General features: G+C 58.8%; 24 protein-coding genes. 19 read left to right on the top strand and 5 right to left on the bottom strand.

Features of this window, described 5'->3' with window-relative positions:
* The first annotated feature begins 143 nt into the window (after positions 1–143).
* From ileS to ACR0L9_RS13430, 3 genes are all read left to right on the top strand, one after another.
* Complete coding sequence (gene ileS / locus ACR0L9_RS13440; RefSeq protein ID WP_170733274.1) at positions 144–3053, top strand: isoleucine--tRNA ligase; 2910 nt, start codon at positions 144–146, stop codon at positions 3051–3053.
* Positions 3054–3190: 137 nt separating this feature from the next.
* A complete protein-coding gene (locus ACR0L9_RS13435) occupies positions 3191–3649 on the top strand; it encodes a methylated-DNA--[protein]-cysteine S-methyltransferase (protein ID WP_170397424.1) in 459 nt (152 codons plus the stop codon).
* A 76-nt stretch (positions 3650–3725) separates the two neighbouring features.
* A complete protein-coding gene (locus ACR0L9_RS13430; protein ID WP_170397423.1) occupies positions 3726–4193 on the top strand; it encodes a hypothetical protein in 468 nt (155 codons plus the stop codon).
* On the opposite strand, the gene ACR0L9_RS13425 is transcribed toward ACR0L9_RS13430, so the two are convergent.
* The 4 genes from ACR0L9_RS13425 to fsa all read right to left on the bottom strand — a co-directional run bounded on the left by ACR0L9_RS13425 (position 4178) and on the right by fsa (position 7420).
* On the bottom strand, positions 4178–4891 hold the full coding sequence (locus ACR0L9_RS13425; RefSeq protein ID WP_170397421.1) for a CDP-alcohol phosphatidyltransferase family protein: 714 nt from the start codon (positions 4889–4891) through the stop codon (positions 4178–4180). The two genes, ACR0L9_RS13430 and ACR0L9_RS13425, sit on opposite strands and share 16 nt — an antisense overlap.
* A 54-nt stretch (positions 4892–4945) precedes the next feature.
* Positions 4946–5866 (bottom strand): tyrosine recombinase XerC, encoded by a 921-nt coding sequence (locus ACR0L9_RS13420; RefSeq protein WP_480570924.1) that lies wholly within the window; start codon positions 5864–5866, stop codon positions 4946–4948.
* Entirely contained in the window at positions 5863–6570 is a 708-nt protein-coding gene (locus ACR0L9_RS13415; protein ID WP_170397417.1) for a DUF484 family protein, read from the bottom strand. The genes ACR0L9_RS13420 and ACR0L9_RS13415 overlap by 4 nt, the downstream gene beginning before the upstream one ends.
* Before the next feature lie 196 nt (positions 6571–6766).
* Complete coding sequence (gene fsa, locus ACR0L9_RS13410) at positions 6767–7420, bottom strand: fructose-6-phosphate aldolase (protein WP_170397415.1); 654 nt, start codon at positions 7418–7420, stop codon at positions 6767–6769.
* Positions 7421–7508: 88 nt separating this feature from the next.
* Between fsa and ACR0L9_RS13405 the strand changes: the two genes are divergently transcribed.
* The 4 genes from ACR0L9_RS13405 to ACR0L9_RS13390 all read left to right on the top strand — a co-directional run bounded on the left by ACR0L9_RS13405 (position 7509) and on the right by ACR0L9_RS13390 (position 12404).
* Positions 7509–9704, top strand: coding sequence for a primosomal protein N' (locus tag ACR0L9_RS13405; protein WP_480895845.1), 2196 nt, complete (start codon positions 7509–7511; stop codon positions 9702–9704).
* 79 nt (positions 9705–9783) lie between these two features.
* On the top strand, positions 9784–11016 hold the full coding sequence (locus tag ACR0L9_RS13400; protein WP_170511419.1) for an MFS transporter: 1233 nt from the start codon (positions 9784–9786) through the stop codon (positions 11014–11016).
* 66 nt (positions 11017–11082) lie between these two features.
* Positions 11083–11955: a 50S ribosomal protein L11 methyltransferase gene (locus ACR0L9_RS13395; RefSeq protein ID WP_480895844.1), complete on the top strand. Its 873-nt coding sequence runs from the start codon at positions 11083–11085 to the stop codon at positions 11953–11955.
* A gap of 104 nt (positions 11956–12059) precedes the next feature.
* On the top strand, positions 12060–12404 hold the full coding sequence (locus ACR0L9_RS13390) for a hypothetical protein (protein ID WP_480895843.1): 345 nt from the start codon (positions 12060–12062) through the stop codon (positions 12402–12404).
* Between the two features lie 108 nt (positions 12405–12512).
* Here the strand turns inward: ACR0L9_RS13390 and ACR0L9_RS13385 are convergent, their stop codons facing one another.
* Entirely contained in the window at positions 12513–12728 is a 216-nt protein-coding gene (locus ACR0L9_RS13385) for a DUF1127 domain-containing protein (RefSeq protein WP_170397404.1), read from the bottom strand.
* Between the two features lie 333 nt (positions 12729–13061).
* Here ACR0L9_RS13385 and ruvC point away from each other — a divergent pair, with 333 nt between their 5' ends.
* The 12 genes from ruvC (at position 13062) to tilS (ending at position 22721) form a co-directional block, all read left to right on the top strand.
* Positions 13062–13559, top strand: coding sequence for a crossover junction endodeoxyribonuclease RuvC (ruvC, locus tag ACR0L9_RS13380; RefSeq protein WP_170404395.1), 498 nt, complete (start codon positions 13062–13064; stop codon positions 13557–13559).
* The gene (gene ruvA / locus ACR0L9_RS13375) at positions 13556–14233 is read left to right on the top strand and encodes a Holliday junction branch migration protein RuvA (RefSeq protein ID WP_170424326.1); all 678 of its coding nucleotides are present in this window, start codon (positions 13556–13558) and stop codon (positions 14231–14233) included. Before ruvC ends, ruvA begins: the two co-directional genes overlap by 4 nt.
* A 16-nt stretch (positions 14234–14249) precedes the next feature.
* Complete coding sequence (gene ruvB, locus ACR0L9_RS13370) at positions 14250–15269, top strand: Holliday junction branch migration DNA helicase RuvB (RefSeq protein ID WP_170397397.1); 1020 nt, start codon at positions 14250–14252, stop codon at positions 15267–15269.
* 64 nt (positions 15270–15333) lie between these two features.
* A complete protein-coding gene (locus tag ACR0L9_RS13365; protein WP_170818159.1) occupies positions 15334–15957 on the top strand; it encodes a hypothetical protein in 624 nt (207 codons plus the stop codon).
* Complete coding sequence (gene ybgC, locus ACR0L9_RS13360) at positions 15954–16337, top strand: tol-pal system-associated acyl-CoA thioesterase (protein WP_170404386.1); 384 nt, start codon at positions 15954–15956, stop codon at positions 16335–16337. The genes ACR0L9_RS13365 and ybgC overlap by 4 nt, the downstream gene beginning before the upstream one ends.
* A 105-nt stretch (positions 16338–16442) precedes the next feature.
* Positions 16443–17138 (top strand): protein TolQ, encoded by a 696-nt coding sequence (tolQ, locus tag ACR0L9_RS13355; RefSeq protein ID WP_170397391.1) that lies wholly within the window; start codon positions 16443–16445, stop codon positions 17136–17138.
* Between the two features lie 2 nt (positions 17139–17140).
* A complete protein-coding gene (gene tolR, locus ACR0L9_RS13350) occupies positions 17141–17611 on the top strand; it encodes a protein TolR (RefSeq protein ID WP_170424320.1) in 471 nt (156 codons plus the stop codon).
* Between the two features lie 15 nt (positions 17612–17626).
* Entirely contained in the window at positions 17627–18730 is a 1104-nt protein-coding gene (locus ACR0L9_RS13345; RefSeq protein WP_480895842.1) for an energy transducer TonB, read from the top strand.
* Positions 18727–20046 carry a Tol-Pal system beta propeller repeat protein TolB gene (gene tolB, locus ACR0L9_RS13340; RefSeq protein WP_480587074.1) on the top strand — a complete coding sequence of 440 codons (1320 nt, stop codon included), beginning with the start codon at positions 18727–18729 and terminating at the stop codon, positions 20044–20046. Before ACR0L9_RS13345 ends, tolB begins: the two co-directional genes overlap by 4 nt.
* An 86-nt stretch (positions 20047–20132) precedes the next feature.
* Entirely contained in the window at positions 20133–20636 is a 504-nt protein-coding gene (pal, locus tag ACR0L9_RS13335) for a peptidoglycan-associated lipoprotein Pal (RefSeq protein WP_170397385.1), read from the top strand.
* Positions 20637–20640: 4 nt separating this feature from the next.
* Positions 20641–21471, top strand: coding sequence for a tol-pal system protein YbgF (gene ybgF, locus ACR0L9_RS13330; protein ID WP_170404791.1), 831 nt, complete (start codon positions 20641–20643; stop codon positions 21469–21471).
* A complete protein-coding gene (gene tilS, locus ACR0L9_RS13325; RefSeq protein ID WP_480895841.1) occupies positions 21468–22721 on the top strand; it encodes a tRNA lysidine(34) synthetase TilS in 1254 nt (417 codons plus the stop codon). Before ybgF ends, tilS begins: the two co-directional genes overlap by 4 nt.
* Positions 22722–22732 lie beyond the last annotated feature (11 nt).

Below are 22732 nucleotides of genomic sequence, written 5' to 3'. Positions count from 1 at the left end.
GGCCATGTTTGACCGGCTGGCCATCATTATTCGAATTATATCCCCGGCGCTCTGATATCGCGAGACGCCGGGCAAAGGTGCTTGAGTTATCGCACTGACCGCTTCGATCCATACACGACCAGAACATCCTGAGGACGCCGCAAATGTGCGCCGAAACACCTGACTACAAAGACACGCTGAACCTGCCGAAAACCGAATTCCCCATGCGTGCAGGCCTGCCCAAGCGCGAGCCAGCATGGCTGGACCGCTGGGAAAAGATCGGCGTCTATGACCGCCTTCGCGAGAAAGAGGGTCGCAAACCTTTTACCCTGCATGACGGCCCTCCTTACGCGAACGGCCATCTGCATATCGGCCACGCACTGAACAAGACCATCAAGGACATGATTGTTCGGTCCCATCAGATGATGGGCTACGATTCACGCTATGTACCCGGCTGGGACTGCCATGGCCTGCCCATCGAATGGAAGATCGAGGAACAGTACCGCAAGAAGGGCAAGAACAAAGACGAGGTGAACATCGTCGACTTCCGTCAGGAGTGCCGCAAGTTCGCCGAAGGCTGGATCGACATCCAACGCGAAGAGTTCAAGCGTCTGGGTATCACCGGCAACTGGCCCGATCCTTACATCACCATGGACTATCACGCCGAAGCCGTGATCGCCGACGAGTTCATGAAGTTCCTGATGAACGGTACGCTTTATCAGGGCTCGAAACCCGTGATGTGGTCGCCCATCGAAAAGACGGCTCTGGCCGAGGCCGAGGTCGAGTATCACGACAAGGAAAGCTTCACCATCTGGGTGAAGTTCAAGGTTGTGAACACCGGCGATGTGACGCTGGACAACGCTTATGTGGTGATCTGGACGACGACCCCATGGACGATGCCCTCGAATAAGGCCGTGGTCTATGGCGAGGGTATTTCCTATGGCCTCTACGAAGTCACTGGACGCCCCGAGGAGTGCTGGGCGCGGATCGGTGAGCGTTACTTGCTGGCCGATGACCGCGCCGCAGATGTGTTTGCGCGCGCGCGTCTGGATGACACGATGTATCGCCGTCTGTGCGATGTAACGCAGGAAGATCTGGCCAAGATCCAGCTGACCCACCCGCTGGCCGGGGCCGAAGGTGGCAACGGCGAATGGGACGACATTCGCGATTTCCGCGCCGCTGAGTTCGTGACCGACACCGAAGGGACCGGTTTCGTCCACTGTGCACCTTCGCACGGGATGGAGGAATTCGAGCTTTATCGCGATCTGGGCATGCTGGAGCAGGTCATCACCTATAACGTGATGGATGATGGCAGCTTCCGCGCTGATCTGCCGTTCTTTGGTGGCAAATACATCCTGTCTCGAAAGGGCGGTGAGGGTGATGCCAACAAGGCCGTGATCGACAAGCTGGCCGAGGTCGGCGGGCTGCTGGCGCGCGGCAAGATCAAGCACAGCTATCCGCATTCGTGGCGCTCGAAGGCGCCGATCATCTACCGCAACACGCCGCAGTGGTTTGCCTCGGTCGATCGCAAGCTGGAGGACGGCATGGGCGAGATGGGCGACTCCATCCGTGAACGTGCTCTGCGCTCGATTGATGAACTGGTGAAATGGACGCCGCAGACCGGCCGCAACCGTCTGTATTCCATGATCGAAGCACGCCCGGACTGGGTCCTGTCGCGCCAACGCGCCTGGGGCGTGCCGCTGACCTGCTTCACCAAGAAGGGGGCATTGCCGACCGACGCGGACTACCTGCTGCGCAATGACGAACTCAATGCCCGCATCAAAGCCGCGTTTGAGAAGGATGGCGCAGACGTCTGGTACACGGACGGGTTCAAGGAGAAGATCCTCGACGGTATCGCGAACCCCGACGACTACGATCAGGTTTTTGACGTGCTGGATGTGTGGTTCGACTCTGGCTCGACCCATGCCTTTGTGCTGCGTGATCGTGAGGACGGGACCGCGGACGGCATCGCTGACGTCTATATGGAAGGCACCGACCAGCACCGCGGGTGGTTCCATTCGTCGATGCTGCAGGCTTGCGGCACCAAGGGGCGTGCACCATACCGCAACGTAGTGACCCACGGATTTACGCTGGATTCCAAGGGCAACAAGATGTCCAAATCGCTGGGCAACACCATCGTGCCGGAAGAGGTCGTTAAACAATACGGCGCCGATATCCTGCGCTTGTGGGTGGCTCAGACCGATTACACCGCCGACCAGCGGATCGGACCGGAGATCCTGAAAGGGACAGCCGACAGCTATCGCCGCCTGCGCAATACCATGCGGTTCATGCTGGGCTCGCTGGCGGACTTCACCAAAGCGGATCGGGTTGCGCCTGAAGATATGCCGCGCCTGGAACGCTGGGTGTTAAGCCGAATGGCCGATTTGGATGAGCAAGTGCGCAAAGGTTATGCAGCATTTGACTTCCAGGGTGTATTCAGCGCCGTATTCACATTCGCCACGGTTGACCTGTCATCGTTCTATTTCGATGTCCGCAAAGACGCGCTTTATTGCGACGGTGACAGCCTACGCCGCCGTGCCGCGCGGACTGTGCTGGATATCCTATTCCACCGTCTGACCACATGGCTGGCCCCAGTTCTGGTCTTCACTATGGAAGAGGTCTGGCTGGAACGGTTCCCGGCCGATGATAGTTCGATCCATTTAATGGATTTCCCTGAAACGCCCGCTGATTGGCGCCATGAAGAACTGGAAGCCAGCATGGCCAAAGTCCGCCGCGTGCGCCGCGCCGTGACCGCTGCGCTGGAAATTCAACGTCAGGACAAGGTGATCGGATCCAGCCTTGAGGCCGCACCGATCGTGCATGTCGAAGATCAGGAAACCCGCGATCTGCTTGCGACCTTCGACGTGGATGACATGTGCATCACTTCTGGTCTGGCCGTCACAGGCGATCCGGCCCCGGCCGAGGCGTTCCGAGTGCCGGAAATCGAGGGCGTAGCTGTAGTGTTCGAAAAAGCCCAAGGTGACAAATGCCAGCGCTGCTGGAAAATCCTTCCTGATGTTGGGCTGCACGCCCATCCGGGCGTATGCGGGCGCTGTAACGAGGCGCTGAGCTGACATTCGAACGGAGCGCGAGAGAGAGATCGCTGATGCGAGGCTCTGCCTCGCGCTCCGAGGTATTTTTGGCCAGATGAAGAGGCGGATCGTCAGGATTCGGGTTGCAGGTGAGGTGAAACATCTGCAACCGTTCTCTTATGCCGATGATCGCCGTAGAAACTCAGTTTGGTTGCCTTGGTGTCGAAGAGACCAGCGGCGCCATCACGCGTCTTGTCTGGAATGGCCGTGACGAAGGTCTAGCCACCCCGGTTCTGCGAGAAGCGGCGGCGCAGTTGCGTGCCTATGACGAAGGGCGTTTGCAGCAGTTCGAACTGCCCTACCGGATCAAGGGATCGGAATTTCAGCGTCAGGTGTGCGATGCAATGTATGCTATCCCATTTGGTGATACGCGCACCTATGGCGAGTTGGCTAACGACCTTGGCTACTCGGCGCAGGCGGTTGGGCGCGGATGCGGGGGAAATCCCATCCCCATCATTATTCCCTGTCACCGGGTTCTGGGTGCAGATGGGAAGATGGTTGGGTTTTCAGGCCACGGCGGTGTTGAGACCAAAGTGGCTCTGCTGCGTCACGAAGGTGCTGCCAGCCTGTTGATCTGATCGGTACTTATCTGTTGCAATCGGAGCGGCACGGCCCCAACCTATATCGAATAGTGAATTTGAAGGACCGAATTGAATGACCGGCCAGACAGACCCCGCCGCACGCAAGAAAGCCATCATCGATCATCTGATGTCTTTGGAAGAACAGGAACTGGCAACCGCACAGGCACATTATGATGCCTTCCTTAAGGACTCGCAGTTGGATGACCGAGAAGGGCATGACAAGGACGACATCGCTGCCTCGCGCGAGAATGCAGATCTGGCGGCCGCCTTTGATGCGCCTGTTCATGCGCATCACGCCAAGATTGACGTGATCGAGAACACCGATTTTGGCCTCACGGATACGGTGCAGCCCGGCGCCGTAATCAAGTTCAACAATCGCCGCTTCGTCGTATGTGTCTCAACGACTCGATTTGAAGTGGACGGCAAAACCTACATGGGAATTTCGACCCAAAGCCCGATCTATCTGGCTATGGTTGGCCTGCAAGAGGGTGACGTGTTCACCCATAACGGGACTGAGTTCGAGGTTCAGGAAGTCTTGTAATCCCGGGCCTTGCGCGGCGGAATGATCTGCTGCGCAATACCGGCCGAGACCAAATACAAGCTGGTGATCACCAGCCCCCAATGGGCCCAGCTTTCGGGGTGAAAGTCGACCCAGGCGGCCCAGCCTGCAAAGAATGTCCACGCAAAAGCCATAGGCAATGACAGGGTGCGCCAACGCTCGGTCCGGACTGGGTGAATGAATTTCAGCGGCAGGAACATTGCGACAGACAGCAAGGTGACCAGCAGCAGGATGACCCAGAAGTTGGGCTCCAGGGCGAAGATCACAATGACGAACATGTTCCAGCAACCTGGAAAGCCAGAGAAGGAATTATCCTTGGTTTTCATACGTGTATCCGCAAAGTACATCGCACTTGCAAAGGTGATGACGATGATTGCGAACCAGCCGGTCCAACCGTCCATCAGACCCGATTTGAACAGGGCAAAGGCAGGGATGAAAACATAGGTCAAATAGTCGATGATCAGGTCCAGCAAGACTCCGTCAAACTCGGGTGCGTTCTTCTTAACGTGATAGTGCCGCGCCAGCGGGCCATCGATGCCATCGACGATGAACGAAACAACGAGCCAGAGATACATCAGGCTCCATTTCTCTTCGACTGCTGCCAACATGGCGAGCATTGCGAAAACGGCACCTGTGGCGGTGAAGAGATGAACGGAAAGCGCTTTGAATCTGAGTGTCATGGTGGTGTCATGACGGAAGCAAGGCGCAGATGCAAAGCAAAAAGGGTCTTTGCTTCAGGCTTTTGGGTGCGTGCGGTTATAGACTTCCATCAACCGGGCCGTATCGACTGCGGTATAGGTCTGCGTGGTTGAAAGCGAGGCGTGACCCAAAAGCTCTTGGATCGCGCGCAGGTCGCCGCCCGCAGACAGCAGATGGGTGGCAAAGCTGTGGCGCATCGCGTGCGGGGTGGCTGTTGCGGGAAGGCCAAGTTGCATCCGTGCCTTGGCGACCACAGCCTGAATGATTCCGGGGTTGAGCGGGCCGCCCCTGACACCTCGGAACAACGCCTTATCAGGGGATTGCGGATGTGGGCAGAGGTGAAGATAGCGATCCACCGAAGCCCGAGCGGCAGGCAAGACCGGTACGATTCTTTCCTTATCGCCCTTACCCGATATGCGCAGCGTTTCTGGCAGAGGAGCGTCCACACCGGTCAAAGACAACGCCTCGGAAATCCGCAACCCGCACCCGTAGAGGAGCGTCACAACTGCAACATCCCGTGCAGCGACCCAGTCCGATGAGGATTGTAGCTCGACCGTGTCGATCATTGCGCGCGCGGCATCTTCGGCCAGAGGTCGGGGCAGTTTCTTGGTAAATTTGGGCGCTCGGGTGGACAGCACCGCAGTAGGTTCGAACCCCTCGCGTTCGGCCAACCAGCGATAGAAGGTTTTGACGGCAGAAAGCTTGCGCGCCAGAGATCGCGCGCCGACATCAGAATTGCGCTGCTCTGCCATCCAGGCCCGCATGTCAGAAACGCCGATGCGTTCCAGCGCGGCCAGCCCTTGGCGCTCGCTGTGATGCAAGGTCATGAAGGACAGGAATTCTGTCACGTCGCCGCGATAGGCGTTGAGCGTATTTTCAGACCGCCCCGCCAGCGCCCCCAGACTGTCCAGCCAATGCTGCAGAGCATCGCGGCAGGCTGGGGAAATCAGGCTCACGACAGCCAGTGGCGCATAGAGCGTTCGAACACGCCGGCAAAGAAGGCAAGAAGATCAGTGCCAAGCTGAGGTGAGAAATGCCTCGGGTCGCGCGCGCCCATGACAATCATGCCGGGTAGGCGGCCAGTGCCAAGATCGAGTTTCAGGCAGGCCTCGGATCGTAGCTGATCGGCTTGTTTACCGTAAACTTGCGGATTGGGATGGCGGATTTCGCGCAAGGTAACCTCGCGCGGCTGACCGTTGCGGTCAGCGGTTAGATAGCTATCGATAAAGCCGGGCTCAGCCACAGTCAGCACGCCGCCGAGCTGGTTCACTACCGGATCATCGCGTACGACGGTTGTTTCGAGGACCAGAGTGATGTGATCGACTCGCAGGATTTCGGCCACGTCATTGCCTAGCGCGCGCAGGAAATCCTCGAACACGGTTGGCTCCAACAGGCGAAGAATGGCGCGATGCACCTGATTTGTGCCCGCCAAGTTCTCATACGCCGCCGCGATGACTGAGCGATGAGTGTCCTCAAGGCGGTCAAGACGCGCCTCAAGCCGCTGCATGGCGATACCGCGCAGGTCGATAACGTTGTCACCACGCGCCTGCTCATTTGCAGCCACCAAGGCCTGCATCAGGTCTTTGTCATCCAGCACGGCGTCAGGCTCAGCCAGAATTGCGGCGCGGAGATTGTCCTTGAGTTTAGGATCGCTGCTCATGTCCCGTCCGGTCGTTTTTTTGTTTGGCGGGCTTATAACATGGGTTGCTGGATTTGCCTTGGGAAAAATGCACGCGAAAGGCGAATTTCGTCGTTGCTGTGGCGGGCGCTCCCGCCTGCCCGGCGCTGATCAAAGATCAGCTTTTGCCGTTGGGCCGGGCGCGGTGCCTGATGGCACCGCGCGGCAATGCTTGGGATCAGAGGATTTTCTGACCTGTCTTGGCCCAGTCGGCCAGGAAAGTTTCAAGGCCTTTGTCGGTCAGCGGGTGGTCGGCCAGTTTTTTGATCACGCCCGGAGGTGCTGTAATCACGTCAGCCCCGATGCGGGCACTGTCGGTCACGTGGTTTACGGTGCGGATCGAGGCGGCGAGGATTTCGGTCTCGAACCCGTAATTGTCATAAACTTGGCGAATATCTGCGATCAGGTCCATGCCATCGAGGTTGATATCATCCAGACGTCCGATGAAGGGCGAGATGAAGGTCGCGCCCGCCTTGGCGGCCAGAATGGCCTGATTGGTCGAGAAGCACAGGGTCACGTTGACCATCTGGCCTTCGTCGGTCAGTGTTTTACAGGTTTTCAAACCAGCCCATGTCAGCGGTACTTTGACTGCGATGTTGGGCGCGATCTTGGCCAGCTTACGGCCTTCGGCGATCATGTCGTCGGCCTCGGTGGCGACAACTTCGGCCGAGACGGGGCCGTCGACCAGATCACAGATCTCTTTGGTGACCTCCAGAATGTCGCGGCCCGATTTTAGGATCAGCGAGGGGTTAGTGGTTACGCCGTCCACCATGCCCAGATCGTTCAGTTCGGCGATGGCGTCGATTTCGGCGGTGTCTACGAAGAATTTCATGAGGGCAGTCCTTTGATGGGTTGGCCTTGGTCGCGGATGGCTTTACCTCAAAGAGACCCATGCTGGAACCCCCTGCGAAGGATATACCGTGAGCGCTAACGGATTTTTCGACGAAGGAGAGCTGGTTGCGGTGCTGACCACACAGCCGCTGGACCGGACGTTGGATTACAAAGCGCCCGAGGGCGGGTGCTTTCTTGGGGCGTTTGTCGAGGTGCCCTTGGGCCCGCGCAAAGTCTTGGGTGTGGTTTGGGGGCCGGGGCAGGGTGGTTTTGATCTGGCCAAGGCGCGATCGGTGAACCGGGTGCTTGAGGTCGCGCCGATGCGTGAAGAAATGCGGGTGTTTCTGGGGAAAGTGGCTGACTACACCCTGACGCCGATGCCTGCGATGCTGCGGCTAGCAACGCGCGCGCCGGGGTTGGGCGATCCGCCCTCGATGCGCAAGGTTTATCGTTTGGGCGGTGGTCAACCGGACCGAATGACCGACGCACGAATGCGGGTACTTGAAGTTTTGCGAGACTATGGCGGCTTGGCCTTTACGCTGAAGGAACTGGCCGAGCAAGCGGGGGTCACATCTTCGGTCATCAAGGGGTTGGTCAAACAGAACGCTGTGCGTGAAGAGGACAGCCCGCGTGATCTTCCCTATCCTCATCTTGATCCTGAATTGCCGGGAAAGGACCTGACCGAGGATCAGGCGGAGGCCGTGATGCGGCTTCAGACCGGGCAACGGACGGGAGATTATGGAACGACTCTTCTGAAGGGAGTGACGGGTTCGGGCAAGACCGAGGTTTATCTTGAGGCGGTCGCCGAGGCCCTGCGCGTGGGGCGGCAAGCACTGGTCTTGCTGCCCGAGATCGCGCTGACGGCTGAATTTCTGACCCGTGTCGAGGCGCGATTTGGTGCGCGTCCGGCTGAGTGGCATTCGGGCGCGACCATGACCGAACGTCGCCGGGTTTGGCGGATGGTCGGTCAGGGTGATGCGCAACTGGTCGTTGGGGCCCGGTCAGCACTGTTTCTTCCATTTCGCGATCTTGGTCTCGTAGTTGTCGATGAAGAACACGACACCTCGTACAAACAAGAAGATGGGGTGCATTATAGTGCGCGGGATATGGCCGTTCTGCGTTCGGCCATCTGCGGAGCGCGGGTGATTCTGGCCAGCGCGACGCCTTCACTGGAAAGCTGGGCCAATGCCGAGGCGGGTAAATACGAGCGGCTGGACCTGAACTCGCGTTTTGGTGCAGCAGTCCTGCCCGAAATGAAGCCGATCGACATGCGCGCCGAGCAGATGCAGGCCGGGACTTGGATTTCCCCCTCGCTGCGGCAGGCGGTGCAACAGCGTATCGAACGCGAAGAGCAGTCACTGCTGTTCATCAACCGCCGTGGCTATGCGCCCGTGACACTATGCCGGGCGTGCGGGGAGCAGATTGCCTGCGATCATTGCGACGCGCGAATGGTTGAACACCGGTTCCTCAAGCGTCTGATGTGCCATCAATGTGGTGAGACCAAGCCAATGCCAGAGGCCTGCCCATCCTGCGGGGTCGAGGGTAAACTGGCACCGGTCGGACCCGGGATTGAACGGCTGGCAGAAGAAGCCGAGGCGGCGTTCCCCGAAGCCAAGATCGCTATGCTCAGCTCTGATCTGTTTGGTTCGGCTCGTGCCCTGAAGGCCAAGATCGAAGAGATTGCCGAAGGCGATGCGGATATCGTTATCGGGACGCAGCTGGTGGCCAAAGGACATAACTTTCCAAAGCTGACACTTGTAGGGGTGATCGATGCGGACCTTAGCCTGCATGGGGCTGACCTGCGCGCGGCGGAACGAACTTTTCAATTGATGCGGCAGGTAGCGGGCCGGGCAGGTCGTGCGGAAAAACCGGGGCAGGCGTTGTTGCAGACATTCCAGCCGGAACATCCGGTGATCCGGGCGATTCTATCGGGCGATGAAGAAGGGTTCTGGAAGGCTGAAGCCGCCGGGCGTCAGGCCGCCGGGGTGCCGCCTTATGGTCGAATGGCCGGGATTGTCCTGTCTGGCCCCGAGGTCGGGCCGGTCTTCGACATCGGCAACGCCATGGCGCGAAACGATGCGCCGTTGCGCGATGTTGGTGCTCAGGTATTTGGCCCGGCTCCAGCCCCGATCGCGCGCATACGCGGGCGTCACCGCGTCCGGCTGTTGGTCAAAGCCCCGAAAGGCGCGCCTATTCAGGACGCCATCGCCCGCTGGATCGCCCCGTTGAAGTTGAAAGGCGATATCCGCCTGACCGTGGATATCGATCCACAAAGCTTCTACTGACCCCTGCATCAGTGCAGAGCAGCTGTGCGCCGGCCGCTTTCCCCTCGCCAAAAAGTACAAATGGGCGTAGAGCATCCTCATGCTGAAACCTATGCCCTTGTCTGAGGCGCAGAGTCTTCCGCTCTGGCGCCGCCCTATGACGCTCTTGTTCGTGATGGCGTTGACCATGCCGATCGCGTTTAACGCGTGGAGTGCATTGCTGAACAATTTCGTCATCGAGGCGGCGAACTTCGACGGGGCGGATATCGGGCTTTTGCACACGGTACGCGAGATTCCGGGCTTTCTGGCCGTTGGCGTGATTGCGGTGATCATTTTCATCCGCGAACAGGTACTGGCCATGATCTCATTGATGATGTTGGGCGTGGCGACGGCGGTGACGGCCTGGTTTCCCAGCCTTGGCGGGCTGCTGTTTGTGACGCTGTTCAGCTCGATCGGGTTTCACTACTATGAGACGGTGAACCAGTCACTGCAGCTGCAATGGCTGCCAAAAGACCGTGCGCCGCAGGTGCTTGGCTGGCTGGTGGCTATGGGCTCGGCTGCGACGGCTGTGGTCTATGGGTTGATCGTTCTGACATGGGACCGCTTCGACCTGTCCTATAACTTCGTGTTCATGGCGGCGGGCGGCGTGACGGCCTTGCTGGCATTGTTTTGCCTGATCGCTTACCCGCAATTCGACGCGCCGACGCCGCAGACCAAGAAGCTGATCCTACGCCGCCGCTACTGGCTGTATTATGCATTACAGTTCATGGCGGGCGCGCGGCGGCAGATTTTTGTCGTGTTCGCCGGTTTCATGATGGTCGAGAAATTCGGCTTTGAAGTGCACGAACTGACCAGCCTGTACTTGATCAATCTGATGATCAACATGATGGCGGCTCCGCTGCTGGGCAAGGCAGTCGCGCGGTTTGGCGAACGCCGCACGCTGATCTTTGAATATGCCGGGCTCGCGATCGTTTTCGCAGCCTATGGCGGCATCTACTGGTTTAGCTGGGGCGTGCTGCTGGCGGCGATTCTCTATGTGATCGACCATGTGCTGTTTGCTCTGGCGTTGGCTTTGAAAACTTATTTCCAGAAGATCGCCGACCCGGCGGATATTGCGCCCACTGCGGCGGTGGCATTTACCATAAACCATATCGCCGCTGTTTTCCTGCCAGCACTTTTAGGTCTGCTATGGGTCGTTTCGCCCGGCGCAGTGTTTGGTTTGGCCGCTGCAATGGCGATCATCTCGCTTCTGCTGTCACTACTGATCCCGCGTCATCCGGAACCGGGCAACGAAACCATCCTGTCGAAATACGCCCCCGCGCCCGCCGAATAAGCGACTCCGCTTGACCTTGGCGGTCGGTGCCCCTAGGCGCTGTTTCGATCGAAACAGGAGGCCCCCATGCCAACATTCACTGCTCTGACCACTTTGAACGGCAAGAAAGCCGCCGAAGGATTGGGCGAGGCGATGGAACGGCTGGACCCGGAACCAACCGGCGTCGGCGTGTTCGAGGTCGAGGATGGCTCGGGCCTGTGGGAAGTCGGCGGCTATTTTACCGAAACCCCGGATGAAACCGCGCTGGCGGTTCTGGCCGCCGCGTTCGAGGCCAAGCCCTTTGTGGTCTCGGAACTGCCCGAAACGGATTGGGTCGCCCATGTCCGCCGCGAACTAGCCCCAGTCGAGGCCGGTCGGTTTTTTGTCTATGGAAGCCATGATGCCGACAAACTGCCCGAAGGCCGCATTCCGCTGCTGATCGAAGCTGCGATGGCCTTTGGCACAGGGCACCATGGGACAACGCTTGGTTGCCTCAAGGCTTTGGACCATCTTCTGGATGATGGGTTTACGGCCAGCAAGGTTGCCGACATCGGCTGTGGCACCGCCGTATTGGCGATGGCCGCAGCGCGGGTCTGGGAGGGCGATATTGTCGCCAGCGACATTGATGAGGTTGCCGTCGACGTGGCCGAGGCCAACCTTCGGGCGAACGGTATGGCGGGTGCGGTTAAATGCGTTGAAGCGGCAGGTTTCGATCACCCGGATCTGAAGGCGCGTGCGCCTTACGATCTGATATTCGCCAATATCCTAAAAGGTCCGCTCGTGGCCCTTTCGCCTGAAATTTCGGCGAACCTGCGGGGGGGTGGACAAGCGATTCTATCGGGAATCCTCAATGAACAGGCCGATGACGTGATCTCGGTTTATCTCCAAAACGGCTTCAATCTGGTTCGCCAGGATCGGATTGGTGAGTGGACGACGCTAATCTTAAGCAAACAGGGCTGAATTTAGGCCATTTACGGGAGTTTTGTGGATTTTTGCCACGTTTTTGTCGCATTCTCTAATTACCGTCTTTCAATGCACTCGGGGGGCGGTTTTCGGAGGCTGCCATGACAGGAAAACAACTCGAATTCGATCAACGCATCTCGCGTTTGAACAAAAAGCACCAGAAACTCAGCCGCGGCTATCGCGCCACGTTGCGCTCAGACGGGCTGGTGGTGATGAAACCACAGCGTATGCGTTCAGCAGTTCCAGCGAGGGTTTTGTTGCTGTGTTTGGTTGGCTTCTTTGCCTTCAAGGCCTTTTTACTGTCTCATCTTGGCCCGACTGCGTACGAAACGCGTGTTGAAAGCCTGAATCAGGGCACGCCGGTTGAGAAAGCTGGCGCCTGGATCATGCAGGCCGATCAGGTGACCGCGTTTTTCTCGAGCCAACTGAACAAGGTATGGTTCTAACCGGATATCTTGCACCCTCCTAACAAAAACACCGCATGCCTCACGGCGTGCGGTGTTTCTGTTTGCCCCACAGGGAGGAGGAAGGGGCGTATGCGGTAGTCCGTTATCTCAGTAACGGCGGCCTTCGGCGACAACGTCGATGTCGCCGCGGCATAGTCCGATATCGTCCAGTTCGCGGTCAGAAAGACCGTTCAGCGCGTTACGGGTTGCGCGGGCGTCATTCCATTCAACAACGGCGTTTACAACCGATGCAAAAAGTGCGCCGATACGGCCGACGAGGCCGAATGAGCCAGTGGTGGTGCGGGTGGTATCCAGTGCAGCCATATCCTGTTTCCTTCTGGTTTGTGTTAAACTCTGATCTTGCGATCTGAGCGGCATCTAGTGATGAGTTTCGCCGTGCGCAAGCTCAGAAATTGCATGTGTCCTATGCATTTTTTGCAACGCTCGAAATTGATGAAAACCCCTTAAATCATTGGTTAAAGTTCGATCGGAAAAGCGTCGAAAACGAACCTAACCCGGTCGCAAACAGGCCGCGAGGAACCAGAGGCGACATGGATGTCGGTTTTGGACCCTGAGTTGATTTCCTTGGAAAATGTTCACGCTTCGTGCTAGTCGATAAAAAAAGATCACACAAACCCGAGCAGGCCGAGACAAAACATGCGAATTCTGGGCATTGATCCAGGGCTTAGAACCTTGGGATGGGGCGTCATCGAATCGCATGGCAGCCGCCTGAGCCACGTTGCGAATGGATTGTGTAAATCCGATGGTGATGATCTGGGGGAAAGGCTGCTGTCGCTACACAATCAAATCGTCGAAGTCATCGCCGAGCACAATCCAGATCAGGCGGCAATTGAACAGACCTTCGTCAACAAAGATGGGGCCGGAACACTGAAACTGGGTCAGGCGCGTGGTGTTGCGCTTCTGACGCTTGCGCAGGCGGGTTTGCCGGTTGGCGAGTACGCCCCCAACCGCGTCAAGAAAACGGTGGTGGGCGTCGGGCACGCCGAAAAAGAGCAGGTTCTGCATATGGTCAAACTCCAACTGCCCGGTTGTTCCCCCAAAGGGGCGGATGCTGCGGATGCATTGGCGATTGCCATCTGCCATTCCTACTATGGCGCCGCACCGCAGGCACGGATGAAAGAGGTACGCGCATGATCGGCAAGCTCACTGGACGGCTGGATTACCGCGCGGCGGATCACGTTCTGATCGACGTGCGGGGGGTCGGCTATATCGTCTATTGCTCGGACCGGACCATGGCGGCCCTGCCGGGGGTGGGTGAGGCAATGTCGATCTACACCGATATGGTCGTGCGCGAAGACCTGATGCAGCTTTATGGTTTTCTGTCCTTGGTCGAGAAGGAATGGCACCGTCTGCTGTGCTCGGTTCAGGGTGTGGGTGCGAAGGTATCGCTGGCCATTCTTAGTGCGCTGGGGCCTGATGGTGTCAGCCGCGCGATTGCCTTGGGTGATTGGGGGGCCGTGAAGGCCGCAAAGGGTGTCGGCCCCAAGACCGCGCAACGGATCGTTCTTGACCTCAAGGACAAGGCCCCGGGTGTGATGGCGATGGGCGGCACGGTGACCGAAGCGATGGATGGCCCGGCACTTGAAGTGGTTGAGACGACCGAGCCTGCGCCTGTTCCGAAACGGGTGGCCAAACCGGCCTCGGGCGCTGCCGCTGCTTCTGCGGATGCGCTGTCGGCGTTGGGCAATCTGGGCTATGGACCGTCCGAGGCGGCATCGGCCGTGGCCGAGGCAGCGGCTAATATGCCAGATGCGGGCGAGGCCGATCTGATACGCGCCGCGCTGAAGCTACTGGCCCCCAAAGGCTGAGCGAAAGGGTAAATGAATGGTAGACGCTGATCCCGCCCTGCGACCCGAGCCGATGCCCGAGGACAATGACCGCGCCCTGCGCCCGCAGGGGCTGGATGAATTCATTGGTCAGGCCGAGGCGCGGGCCAACCTGCGCATCTTCATCCAGTCGGCCCGCCAACGCGGTGAGGCGATGGATCACACGCTGTTCCATGGTCCACCTGGATTGGGTAAGACCACGCTGGCGCAGATCATGGCGCGCGAGTTGGGAGTGAACTTCCGCATGACCTCGGGGCCGGTTCTGGCCAAGGCGGGGGATTTGGCGGCAATTCTAACCAATCTGGAATCGCGGGATGTCTTGTTCATCGACGAGATTCACCGTCTGAACCCGGCGGTCGAAGAGGTGTTGTACCCCGCGATGGAGGATTTCGAGCTGGATCTTGTCATTGGTGAAGGTCCGGCGGCGCGGACTGTACGGATCGAGCTGCAGCCATTTACGCTGGTCGGGGCGACAACGCGGATGGGGTTGCTGACCACGCCGTTGCGCGATCGGTTTGGCATCCCGACCCGGCTGCAGTTCTATACGGTCGACGAGTTGCACGAGATCGTCACCCGCAATGCCCGCAAACTGGGCGCACCTGCGGATGACGAAGGCGCGCGTGAGATCGCGCGCAGGTCTCGTGGAACACCACGGATCGCCGGTCGTCTGCTAAGACGCGTGGTGGATTTTGCCATCGTCGAAGGCGATGGGCGGATTACGCGCGACTTGGCGGATGGGTCACTGACCCGGCTGGGGGTCGATAACCTTGGTCTGGACGGGGCCGACCGCCGGTATTTGAAGCTGATTGCCGAGAACTATGCGGGCGGGCCAGTGGGGATTGAAACACTCTCGGCGGCGTTGTCCGAAAGCCGGGATTCGCTGGAAGAGGTGATCGAGCCTTATCTCCTGCAGCAAGGCCTGATCCAGCGCACTCCGCGCGGACGGATGCTGGCGCAAAAGGCATGGACGCATCTGGGGATGGCTGCACCCAAAGGACAGAGCGATCTGTTTGGTTGAAGTGGGGCGCATTAGATTTTAAGCCTCAGGCAGTCGTATCTAAATCGAGAAGAAGGACTGGGGCGTGACACCCGATGAGATTGAGGCGCTGTTCACACGCGATAGCGGTGAGTTTCTGTTTGCGCGCTGGGGCAGACCCATCGTGCCCATCGTGTTTGGTGTCGAGGATGAAACGCTGTCGACCGTAAAAGGTGCGTTCGAGGCGGTTGTCACTCTGGCAAATCACAAGATGGCCGAGACGGATCCCGAACTGGGTGCCAATTGCATGGTGTTCTTCTTCCGTGAGTGGCAGGAATTGTTGGACGTGCCCGATCTGGATCGCCTGATCCCGGATCTGGCCCCACTGGTTGACCGGCTGGTGGCTGCCGATGCCAATCAGTATCGCATATTTCGGTTCGAGGATGACGGCGCTATCCGCGCGGCATTTGTGTTTTTGCGCATGGACAAAGAGCTGTCGAAAGTGCCGGCAGAAACGCTGGCGTTAAGCCAGGTTGTACAAACGATCCTGCTTTGGTCCGACACAGCTTTTCGCAGCGCCTCACCTCTGGCGATTGCTGGTGACGCGACGATCTTGCGGCCTGATATTGCGGCCTTGATCCGCGCCGCCTACGATCCTGTTCTGCCCGGTGCCGCGCAGGACCCCTCTCATGCGTTGCGCTTGTTCGCCAGATTGGAGCCGTCGCAATGAAGCATCACTACCCGGTCCGTGTTTATTACGAAGACACCGACATGGGAGGCGTGGTCTATCACGCAAATTATCTGAGATTCATCGAACGCGCCCGGTCGGACTGGGTGCGTAAACTGGGTAATGATCAGAACGCGATGCGAGACGCAGGCATTGTCTGGGTCGTGCGGCGGATCGAGGCGGATTATCTCGCCGCCGCTAGGTTTGAAGACGAGCTGATGGTCGAGACCGAGATGGTTTCGCTATCGGGCGCTCGGTTGACAATGTCGCAATTGGTCAAGCGTGGCGAGACCGAGATTTTCCGCGCCGAGGTAACGGCTGTCTGCATGAATGCGCAGGGTAAGCCCGTTCGTCTTCCGGCAGAGATTCGCGCATTGATGTAACATTTTCAGCCTCCGGGGTGGTTCTGTTGGCTTTTCATCTCCATCTGCGTTAGCGTTTGGCAAAACAAGGCCAAATGGCCATCAGGCAAAACAAAGAGCAGGTTCATGGAAGCTGAAACGCTGGCGCTGGCGCAGGAGATCGATTTCTCCATGTGGGGGCTGTATGCCCGCGCGACCTTTATCGTCAAACTGGTGATGTTGATGCTGATCGGTGCATCCATCTGGTCCTGGGGCATTATCATTCAGAAACTGATCAACTACCGAGCCGCGCGGCGCGAGGCGCAGGTATTCGATGAAAGCTTCTGGTCTGGCAATCCGCTAGATGAGCTGTTCGAGCAGATCGGAACCCAACCCGATGGCAGTTCCGAGAAGATTTTCGCGGCGGGGATGATCGAGTGGCGACGCTCGCACCGCACCGATGGCGGCTTGATCGCGGGGGCAACGGCGCGGATCGATCGCTCGATGGATGTGGCGATCGCGAAAGAGGCTGAGGGGCTGCAGAAAGGGTTGCCGATACTGGCCACTGTCGGATCGACTGCGCCGTTTATCGGCCTGTTCGGCACCGTTTGGGGCATCATGAATGCCTTTATCGAGATTGCCGAGCAGCAGAACACAAACCTCGCCGTTGTGGCCCCGGGTATTGCCGAGGCGTTGCTGGCCACCGGTCTTGGCTTGCTGGCCGCGATCCCGGCGGTGATATTCTATAATAAACTCAGCGCAGACAGTGACCGCATCGTCGGCGGCTACGAGGCCTTTGCCGATGAATTCGCCACTATCCTGTCGCGTCAGTTGGATAGCTGACGATGGGTGCGGCAGTTCAGCAAAGCTCGGGCGGGAACGGACGTAGGCGCGGACGGCGGCGCGGGCGCGCCCAACCGATGGCCGAGATCAACGTGACGCCCTTTGTTGATGTCATGCTAGTGTTGCTGATCATCTTTATGGTGGCGGCCCCATTGTTGACCGTCGGCGTACCTGTCGATCTGCCCAAGACTGCCGCAAGTGCCTTACCCGGTGACAACGAAGAGCCGCTGACTGTGACCCTGACCGCAGATGGGCGCGTGCAGATCCAGACCACGGATGTGCTGCGCGAAGAACTGATCGGTAAGCTGCGCGCGATCGCAGCTGAGCGCAGCAGCGACCGCGTGTTCTTGCGTGCCGACGGCGCGATTCCATATGCGCAAGTGATGCAGGTCATGGGTGCTTTGAACGCGGGCGGGTTTTCCAACGTTGGCCTTGTGACCGATACCGGCGGGCCAACGCTGGACGAAGGGTGAGAGTGAGGCTGCGCGGTGGATACCGGCACCAAGATTTCGGCAATTGCGCATGTCAGCCTGATTGGCTGGGCGCTGATCGGCGGGACCTTCCGGTCCGAGCCGCTGCCGATGGCTGTACAGGATGTCTCGGTGATCTCGGCTGAGCAGTTTGCGGCCATGACCGCGCAACGCGAGGCACCCGAGGTGCCGACTGACCCGGCTGAACTGCAACAGCCTGCAGAACCTGATGAGATCGAAATACTGGACCCGACGCCGGAAGATACGCCCGAACCTGAGCAGGTTGCTCAACCCGAACCGGATCCGGAACCGGAACCAGAACCAGAAACAGTGGAAATCCCACCTGAACCCGAACTGATAGAACAGCCTCCAATGCTTGAAGAGCCCGAGCCTGAGCTGGCGGCGCTTCCTGCGCCTCCGGGCCCAGAGGCCGAACCAAGCCCTGCGGATAAGATCGCGCCCGAGCAGATTGCTCCTCCTCCGCCCGAGGCCAAGCCGGATGACATTGAAACCCCTCCGGTTTCGCTGGATGAAGGGGCGGAAATCCAACAAGAACAGCAGGATCAAACGGCACCAGAAGAGGCCGCGCCCGAGATCGTGACCGAGGCGGAAGAAGTCGAAGATCCGGCCCCGCGAACCTCTCCTCGTCCGCGCGTACGCCCGAACCGACCGGCACCCCAGCCAGAGCCTGAGGTTGCAGAAACGCCCGAGCCCGCGCCGACTGAACCTGCGCAAAACGAGCAAGCGATAAATGACGCCTTGGCCGAAGCATTGGGCAATGGCACCGAACCTTCGGGGCCACCACTGACAAGCGGTGAAAAAGACGCGATGCGGGTTGCGGTGTCGCGGTGTTGGAATGTCGGGTCCCTGTCGACGGATGCGCTGGAAACCGTGGTTGTTGTCGGGTTTTCGTTAACCAGAGATGGCAAAGTGGTTGGCGGCAGTTTGCAGCTACTCGACAGTACAGGCGGCTCGGCCGCATCAGCAAAACAAGCCTACGAAGCCGCGCGGCGCGCAATTTTGCGCTGTGGGTCTAAAGGATATGACCTACCTGCTGACAAATACGATCAATGGCAGGATATTGAGATTACATTCAATCCCGAGAGGATGCGGATCAAATGATGAAACTTCTGACCAGCCTCTTAATTGGCCTGACCCTTCTTTCGACCTCGGCCTACGCCCAAAGTGGCCCGCTGCGTCTGGAAATCGATGAAGGGATCATCGAGCCGATGCCATTTGCGGTACCGAGCTTTGTGCCGGACGGACCTTCGGCCGCACAATATGCGCAAGACATCTCGCGCGTGGTGGTATCGGACCTGACGGGAACGGGTTTGTTCCGCGAAATCTCGTCGGATGCATTCATCAGCCGGGTCAGCAGTTTTGATGCCCCGGTGCAGTTTGCCGATTGGAAAGCGATCAACGCGCAGGCACTGGTGACAGGGGCGGTCAATGTTTCGGGCAAACGGCTGACGGTGCGGTTCCGGGTTTGGGACGTGTTCTCGGGTCAGGAACTGGGCAATGGGTTGCAGTTTGCGGGCACCACCGACGGCTGGCGTCGCATGGCGCATAAGGTGGCCGATCAGGTCTATACCCGGATCACCGGCGAGGGTGCTTACTTTGACAGCCGAGTCGCGTTCGTGTCGGAAAGCGGCCCTAAGGATCAGCGGCGCAAGCGGTTGGCGATCATGGATTATGACGGCGCGAATGTGCAGTATCTGACCGACAGTGCCGCCATCGTGTTGGCTCCGCGCTTTTCGCCAACCGGCGACCGGCTGCTGTACACCAGCTATGAAACCGGTCAGCCGCGTATCTATCTACTGGATGTAGGCCGTGTGAAACGGCAGGAATTGCCGACGCAGGAAGGCACCATGAGCTTTTCGCCACGTTTCTCACCCGATGGCCGTTCGATCGTTTATTCTCTGACCCAGGGCGGAAACACCGATCTGTGGAAGATGGACCTGGCCTCGGGCCAGAGCGTGCGGCTGACCAACACGCCGGCAATTGAAACTGCCCCCAGCTATGCGCCGGATGGCAGCCGGATTGTGTTCGAAAGCGACCGGTCGGGCACTCCGCAGCTTTACATCATGCCCGCCAACGGAGGCGAGGCAACGCGGATCAGTTTTGGGCAAGGCCGCTATGGCACGCCGGTCTGGTCTCCGCGTGGTGACTTGATTGCCTTTACCAAGCAGAACAAAGGTCGCTTCCACATCGGTGTTATGCGCACGGATGGCAGCGAAGAGCGCCTTTTGACCGCCTCGTTCCTGGACGAAGGTCCCACTTGGTCGCCAAACGGGCGGGTCATCATGTTCACCCGCGAAACGCAGGGTGCAAGCGGTCGATCGACGCTTTACTCTGTGGATATTTCGGGCCGTAACTTGCGTCCTGTTAGAACGCCGGATGGCGGTAGCGACCCGTCTTGGGGGCCACTGCAGAATTGATCGGAACAGACAGCAGGTAAAGTTCACAACAAACCCGCAATGTGATAGAAGCGCGGCAATAAACAACGAAACACGAGGCACTTGAGATGAAACTGTTGAGCAAAGTCGCGGCAATTGGGGCGCTGACCCTGATTGCGGCCTGTTCCAATAATGATCCGTCGGCTCTGGGTGGCGGCGCTGGTGGCAGCGGCGCGCTGGTTCCGGGCTCACCCAGTGATCCACGTTCGCCAGCCTATTTCCAGCAGACAGTTGGTGACCGGGTCCTGTTCGCAGTCGATCAGTCCACGCTCAGCCCGCAGGCGCAGACGATTCTGCAAGGGCAGGCCGATTGGCTGCTCGCCAATCCGGATTTTGTCGCCAATATCGAAGGCCATGCGGACGAGCAGGGCACGCGCGAATACAACCTTGCGCTTGGAGCTCGTCGGGCCAATGCGGCGCGGGAGTATCTGATCTCACGCGGGGTGGCAGGCAACCGGTTGACCACCGTAAGCTATGGCAAAGAACGCCCGATCGAAATTTGCAGCACCGAGGATTGCTATTCGAAAAACCGCCGCGCGGTGACGGTGCTGACCGGTTCAACCTTGGGGTAAGATGATGCGAATTGCAGGTTTGGTTCTGGCAGCGGTCGTGACCGTCGCTGGTATGGCACAGGCTCAGGATCAGCAGACTTTGGCGGATATCCGTCAGGAGCTGACGGTGCTTCACGTGGAAATCCAGCGCCTCAAGCGCGAGTTTTCAACCACTGGGTCCCCCGCGCCAAACCTGTCCGGCAGTTCCGTGCTTGAGCGCGTTGATGCGATCGAGGCCGAACTACAGCGCCTGACACGTCAGACCGAGCAGTTGAACCAACGGGTGCAGAATGTCGTGACCGATGGCACCAACCGTATCGGTGATTTGGAGTTTCGTCTGGTTGAACTTGAAGGCGGTGATCTGAGCGCGCTGGGCGAAACCTCAACGCTGGGTGGTGAGACATCGACCGATGTGGCTGTGGCACCCACCCCCAACCCTACGCAACCCACGGTCACTGATCAGGGGGAGCTTGCAGTCGGTGAACAAGCGGATTTTGATGCCGCTTCGCAGGCCCTGGTGGATGGAGATTTCCAGACCGCGGCCGATCTGTTTGCGCAATTCGACCAGTCCTATCCGGGCAGCCCGCTGGCGAGCCAAGCCAACCTGCGGCGCGGGCAGGCGCTGAAAGGGGTGGGTGATACACGCGAAGCGGCGCGCGCCTTTCTGGCCAGCTTCACGGGCGACTCCGAAGGGCCTCTGGCACCCGAGGCGTTGTTTGAGTTGGGCGCAGCTCTTGGACAGCTGGGCCAAACCGATCAGGCTTGCATCACTCTCGGCGAAGTTGGCGTACGATTTCCGGCATCGGCACCAGCTGCTTCGGCCACACAGGAAATGGCAACGCTGGGCTGTTCTTGACCTCTGACGCCGATACGCTTCGGGCCAATTTGCGGGCGGGTCTGCCGGATCCACCACCGCGCCGGCTGGGGGTGGCGGTATCAGGGGGCAGCGATTCGACCGCCCTGTTGCATTTGCTGGTTGATATTGCGCGACAAGAGAATATCGAGTTGTTTGCAGCGACCGTTGACCACGGTCTGCGACCTGAATCTGCGTCAGAGGCCTTGGCTGTCGCAACCCTGGCGCAGCGCTTAGGCATTCCTCATGAAACGCTGAAATGGCAGGGGTGGGATGGATCCGGAAATCTGCAGGATCAGGCGCGGCGTGCGAGATACCGGTTGCTGGTCGCGTGGGCCGAATCGAAGGGCCTAGAGGCAGTTGCGCTGGGCCACACGGAGGATGATCAGGCAGAAACGGTACTGATGCGACTGGCCCGTGCTTCGGGCGTTTCGGGGCTTTCGGCCATGGCTATATCGCGAAAAGAAGGTCGGGTCACATTGCTGCGCCCATTGCTGTCCACGACACGCTCCGACCTTCGGGAATATCTGACTGTGCAGGGTATTTCGTGGATTGATGATCCGTCGAATCAGGACCCACATTTTGACCGGATCAAAGCACGCCAGGCACTTTCCGGATTAAATCAAATCGGGATCACGGCAGAGTCATTATCACGGGTCGCTGAAAATATGGCACAAGCGCGTGAAGCATTGGCGCAATACGCGCAGGAATCCGCTCTCCGGTTCTTCACGGTCACGGATGGCGATCTTTGCATTGATCGCGATGGGTTCGAAACTCTGCCCGAAGAAATCCGTCGTCGGCTTGTAATTGCGTCTGTTTCATGGATCGCAGGGGGAGAGTATCCGCCACGACATAAAGCGGTGGATCAGGTGCTGGATGCGATATCGTCTGCTAAGACCGCCACCCTGGGGGGCTGCATTTTAATCCCGGAAGGCAAAAAAACTTGGATTTGCAGAGAGCTAAACGCCGTCACCAATCAGCGCGCGCGACTGTCAGAACCATGGGACCGGCGGTGGATTCTTTCCGGGCCCAAAACTGAAGATGCAGAAATTCGGGCACTTGGTGAGGATGGTATTTTGCAGCTGGAAAACTGGCGCTCTGCGGGAAAACCTCGCGCTGCCGTGCTGTCGACGCCTTCGGTCTGGGTTGAAGGCACGCTAGTGGCAGCACCTCTGGCCGGTTTTGCAAATGAATGGCGGGCCGAACTGCTTCCAGAAAGGTCTGACTTCGATGCGGTGATTTTATCTCATTGAACCTGCCACAA

This window comes from Ruegeria sp. I3, from assembly GCF_056532525.1.
Note: the sequence above shows the minus strand (reverse complement) of the source record. Positions and strands in the feature narration are given on the sequence as shown.

Coding starts and splice junctions, on each gene's coding strand:
- ileS (WP_170733274.1), top strand. CDS start 144: ATGTGCGCCGAAACACCTGACTACAAAGACACGCTGAACCTGCCGAAA.
- ACR0L9_RS13435 (WP_170397424.1), top strand. CDS start 3,191: ATGCCGATGATCGCCGTAGAAACTCAGTTTGGTTGCCTTGGTGTCGAA.
- ACR0L9_RS13430 (WP_170397423.1), top strand. CDS start 3,726: ATGACCGGCCAGACAGACCCCGCCGCACGCAAGAAAGCCATCATCGAT.
- ACR0L9_RS13425 (WP_170397421.1), bottom strand. CDS start 4,891: ATGACACTCAGATTCAAAGCGCTTTCCGTTCATCTCTTCACCGCCACA.
- ACR0L9_RS13415 (WP_170397417.1), bottom strand. CDS start 6,570: ATGAGCAGCGATCCTAAACTCAAGGACAATCTCCGCGCCGCAATTCTG.
- fsa (WP_170397415.1), bottom strand. CDS start 7,420: ATGAAATTCTTCGTAGACACCGCCGAAATCGACGCCATCGCCGAACTG.
- ACR0L9_RS13400 (WP_170511419.1), top strand. CDS start 9,784: ATGCTGAAACCTATGCCCTTGTCTGAGGCGCAGAGTCTTCCGCTCTGG.
- ACR0L9_RS13395 (WP_480895844.1), top strand. CDS start 11,083: ATGCCAACATTCACTGCTCTGACCACTTTGAACGGCAAGAAAGCCGCC.
- ACR0L9_RS13390 (WP_480895843.1), top strand. CDS start 12,060: ATGACAGGAAAACAACTCGAATTCGATCAACGCATCTCGCGTTTGAAC.
- ACR0L9_RS13385 (WP_170397404.1), bottom strand. CDS start 12,728: ATGGCTGCACTGGATACCACCCGCACCACCACTGGCTCATTCGGCCTC.
- ruvC (WP_170404395.1), top strand. CDS start 13,062: ATGCGAATTCTGGGCATTGATCCAGGGCTTAGAACCTTGGGATGGGGC.
- ruvA (WP_170424326.1), top strand. CDS start 13,556: ATGATCGGCAAGCTCACTGGACGGCTGGATTACCGCGCGGCGGATCAC.
- ruvB (WP_170397397.1), top strand. CDS start 14,250: ATGGTAGACGCTGATCCCGCCCTGCGACCCGAGCCGATGCCCGAGGAC.
- ybgC (WP_170404386.1), top strand. CDS start 15,954: ATGAAGCATCACTACCCGGTCCGTGTTTATTACGAAGACACCGACATG.
- tolQ (WP_170397391.1), top strand. CDS start 16,443: ATGGAAGCTGAAACGCTGGCGCTGGCGCAGGAGATCGATTTCTCCATG.
- tolR (WP_170424320.1), top strand. CDS start 17,141: ATGGGTGCGGCAGTTCAGCAAAGCTCGGGCGGGAACGGACGTAGGCGC.
- tolB (WP_480587074.1), top strand. CDS start 18,727: ATGATGAAACTTCTGACCAGCCTCTTAATTGGCCTGACCCTTCTTTCG.
- pal (WP_170397385.1), top strand. CDS start 20,133: ATGAAACTGTTGAGCAAAGTCGCGGCAATTGGGGCGCTGACCCTGATT.
- ybgF (WP_170404791.1), top strand. CDS start 20,641: ATGCGAATTGCAGGTTTGGTTCTGGCAGCGGTCGTGACCGTCGCTGGT.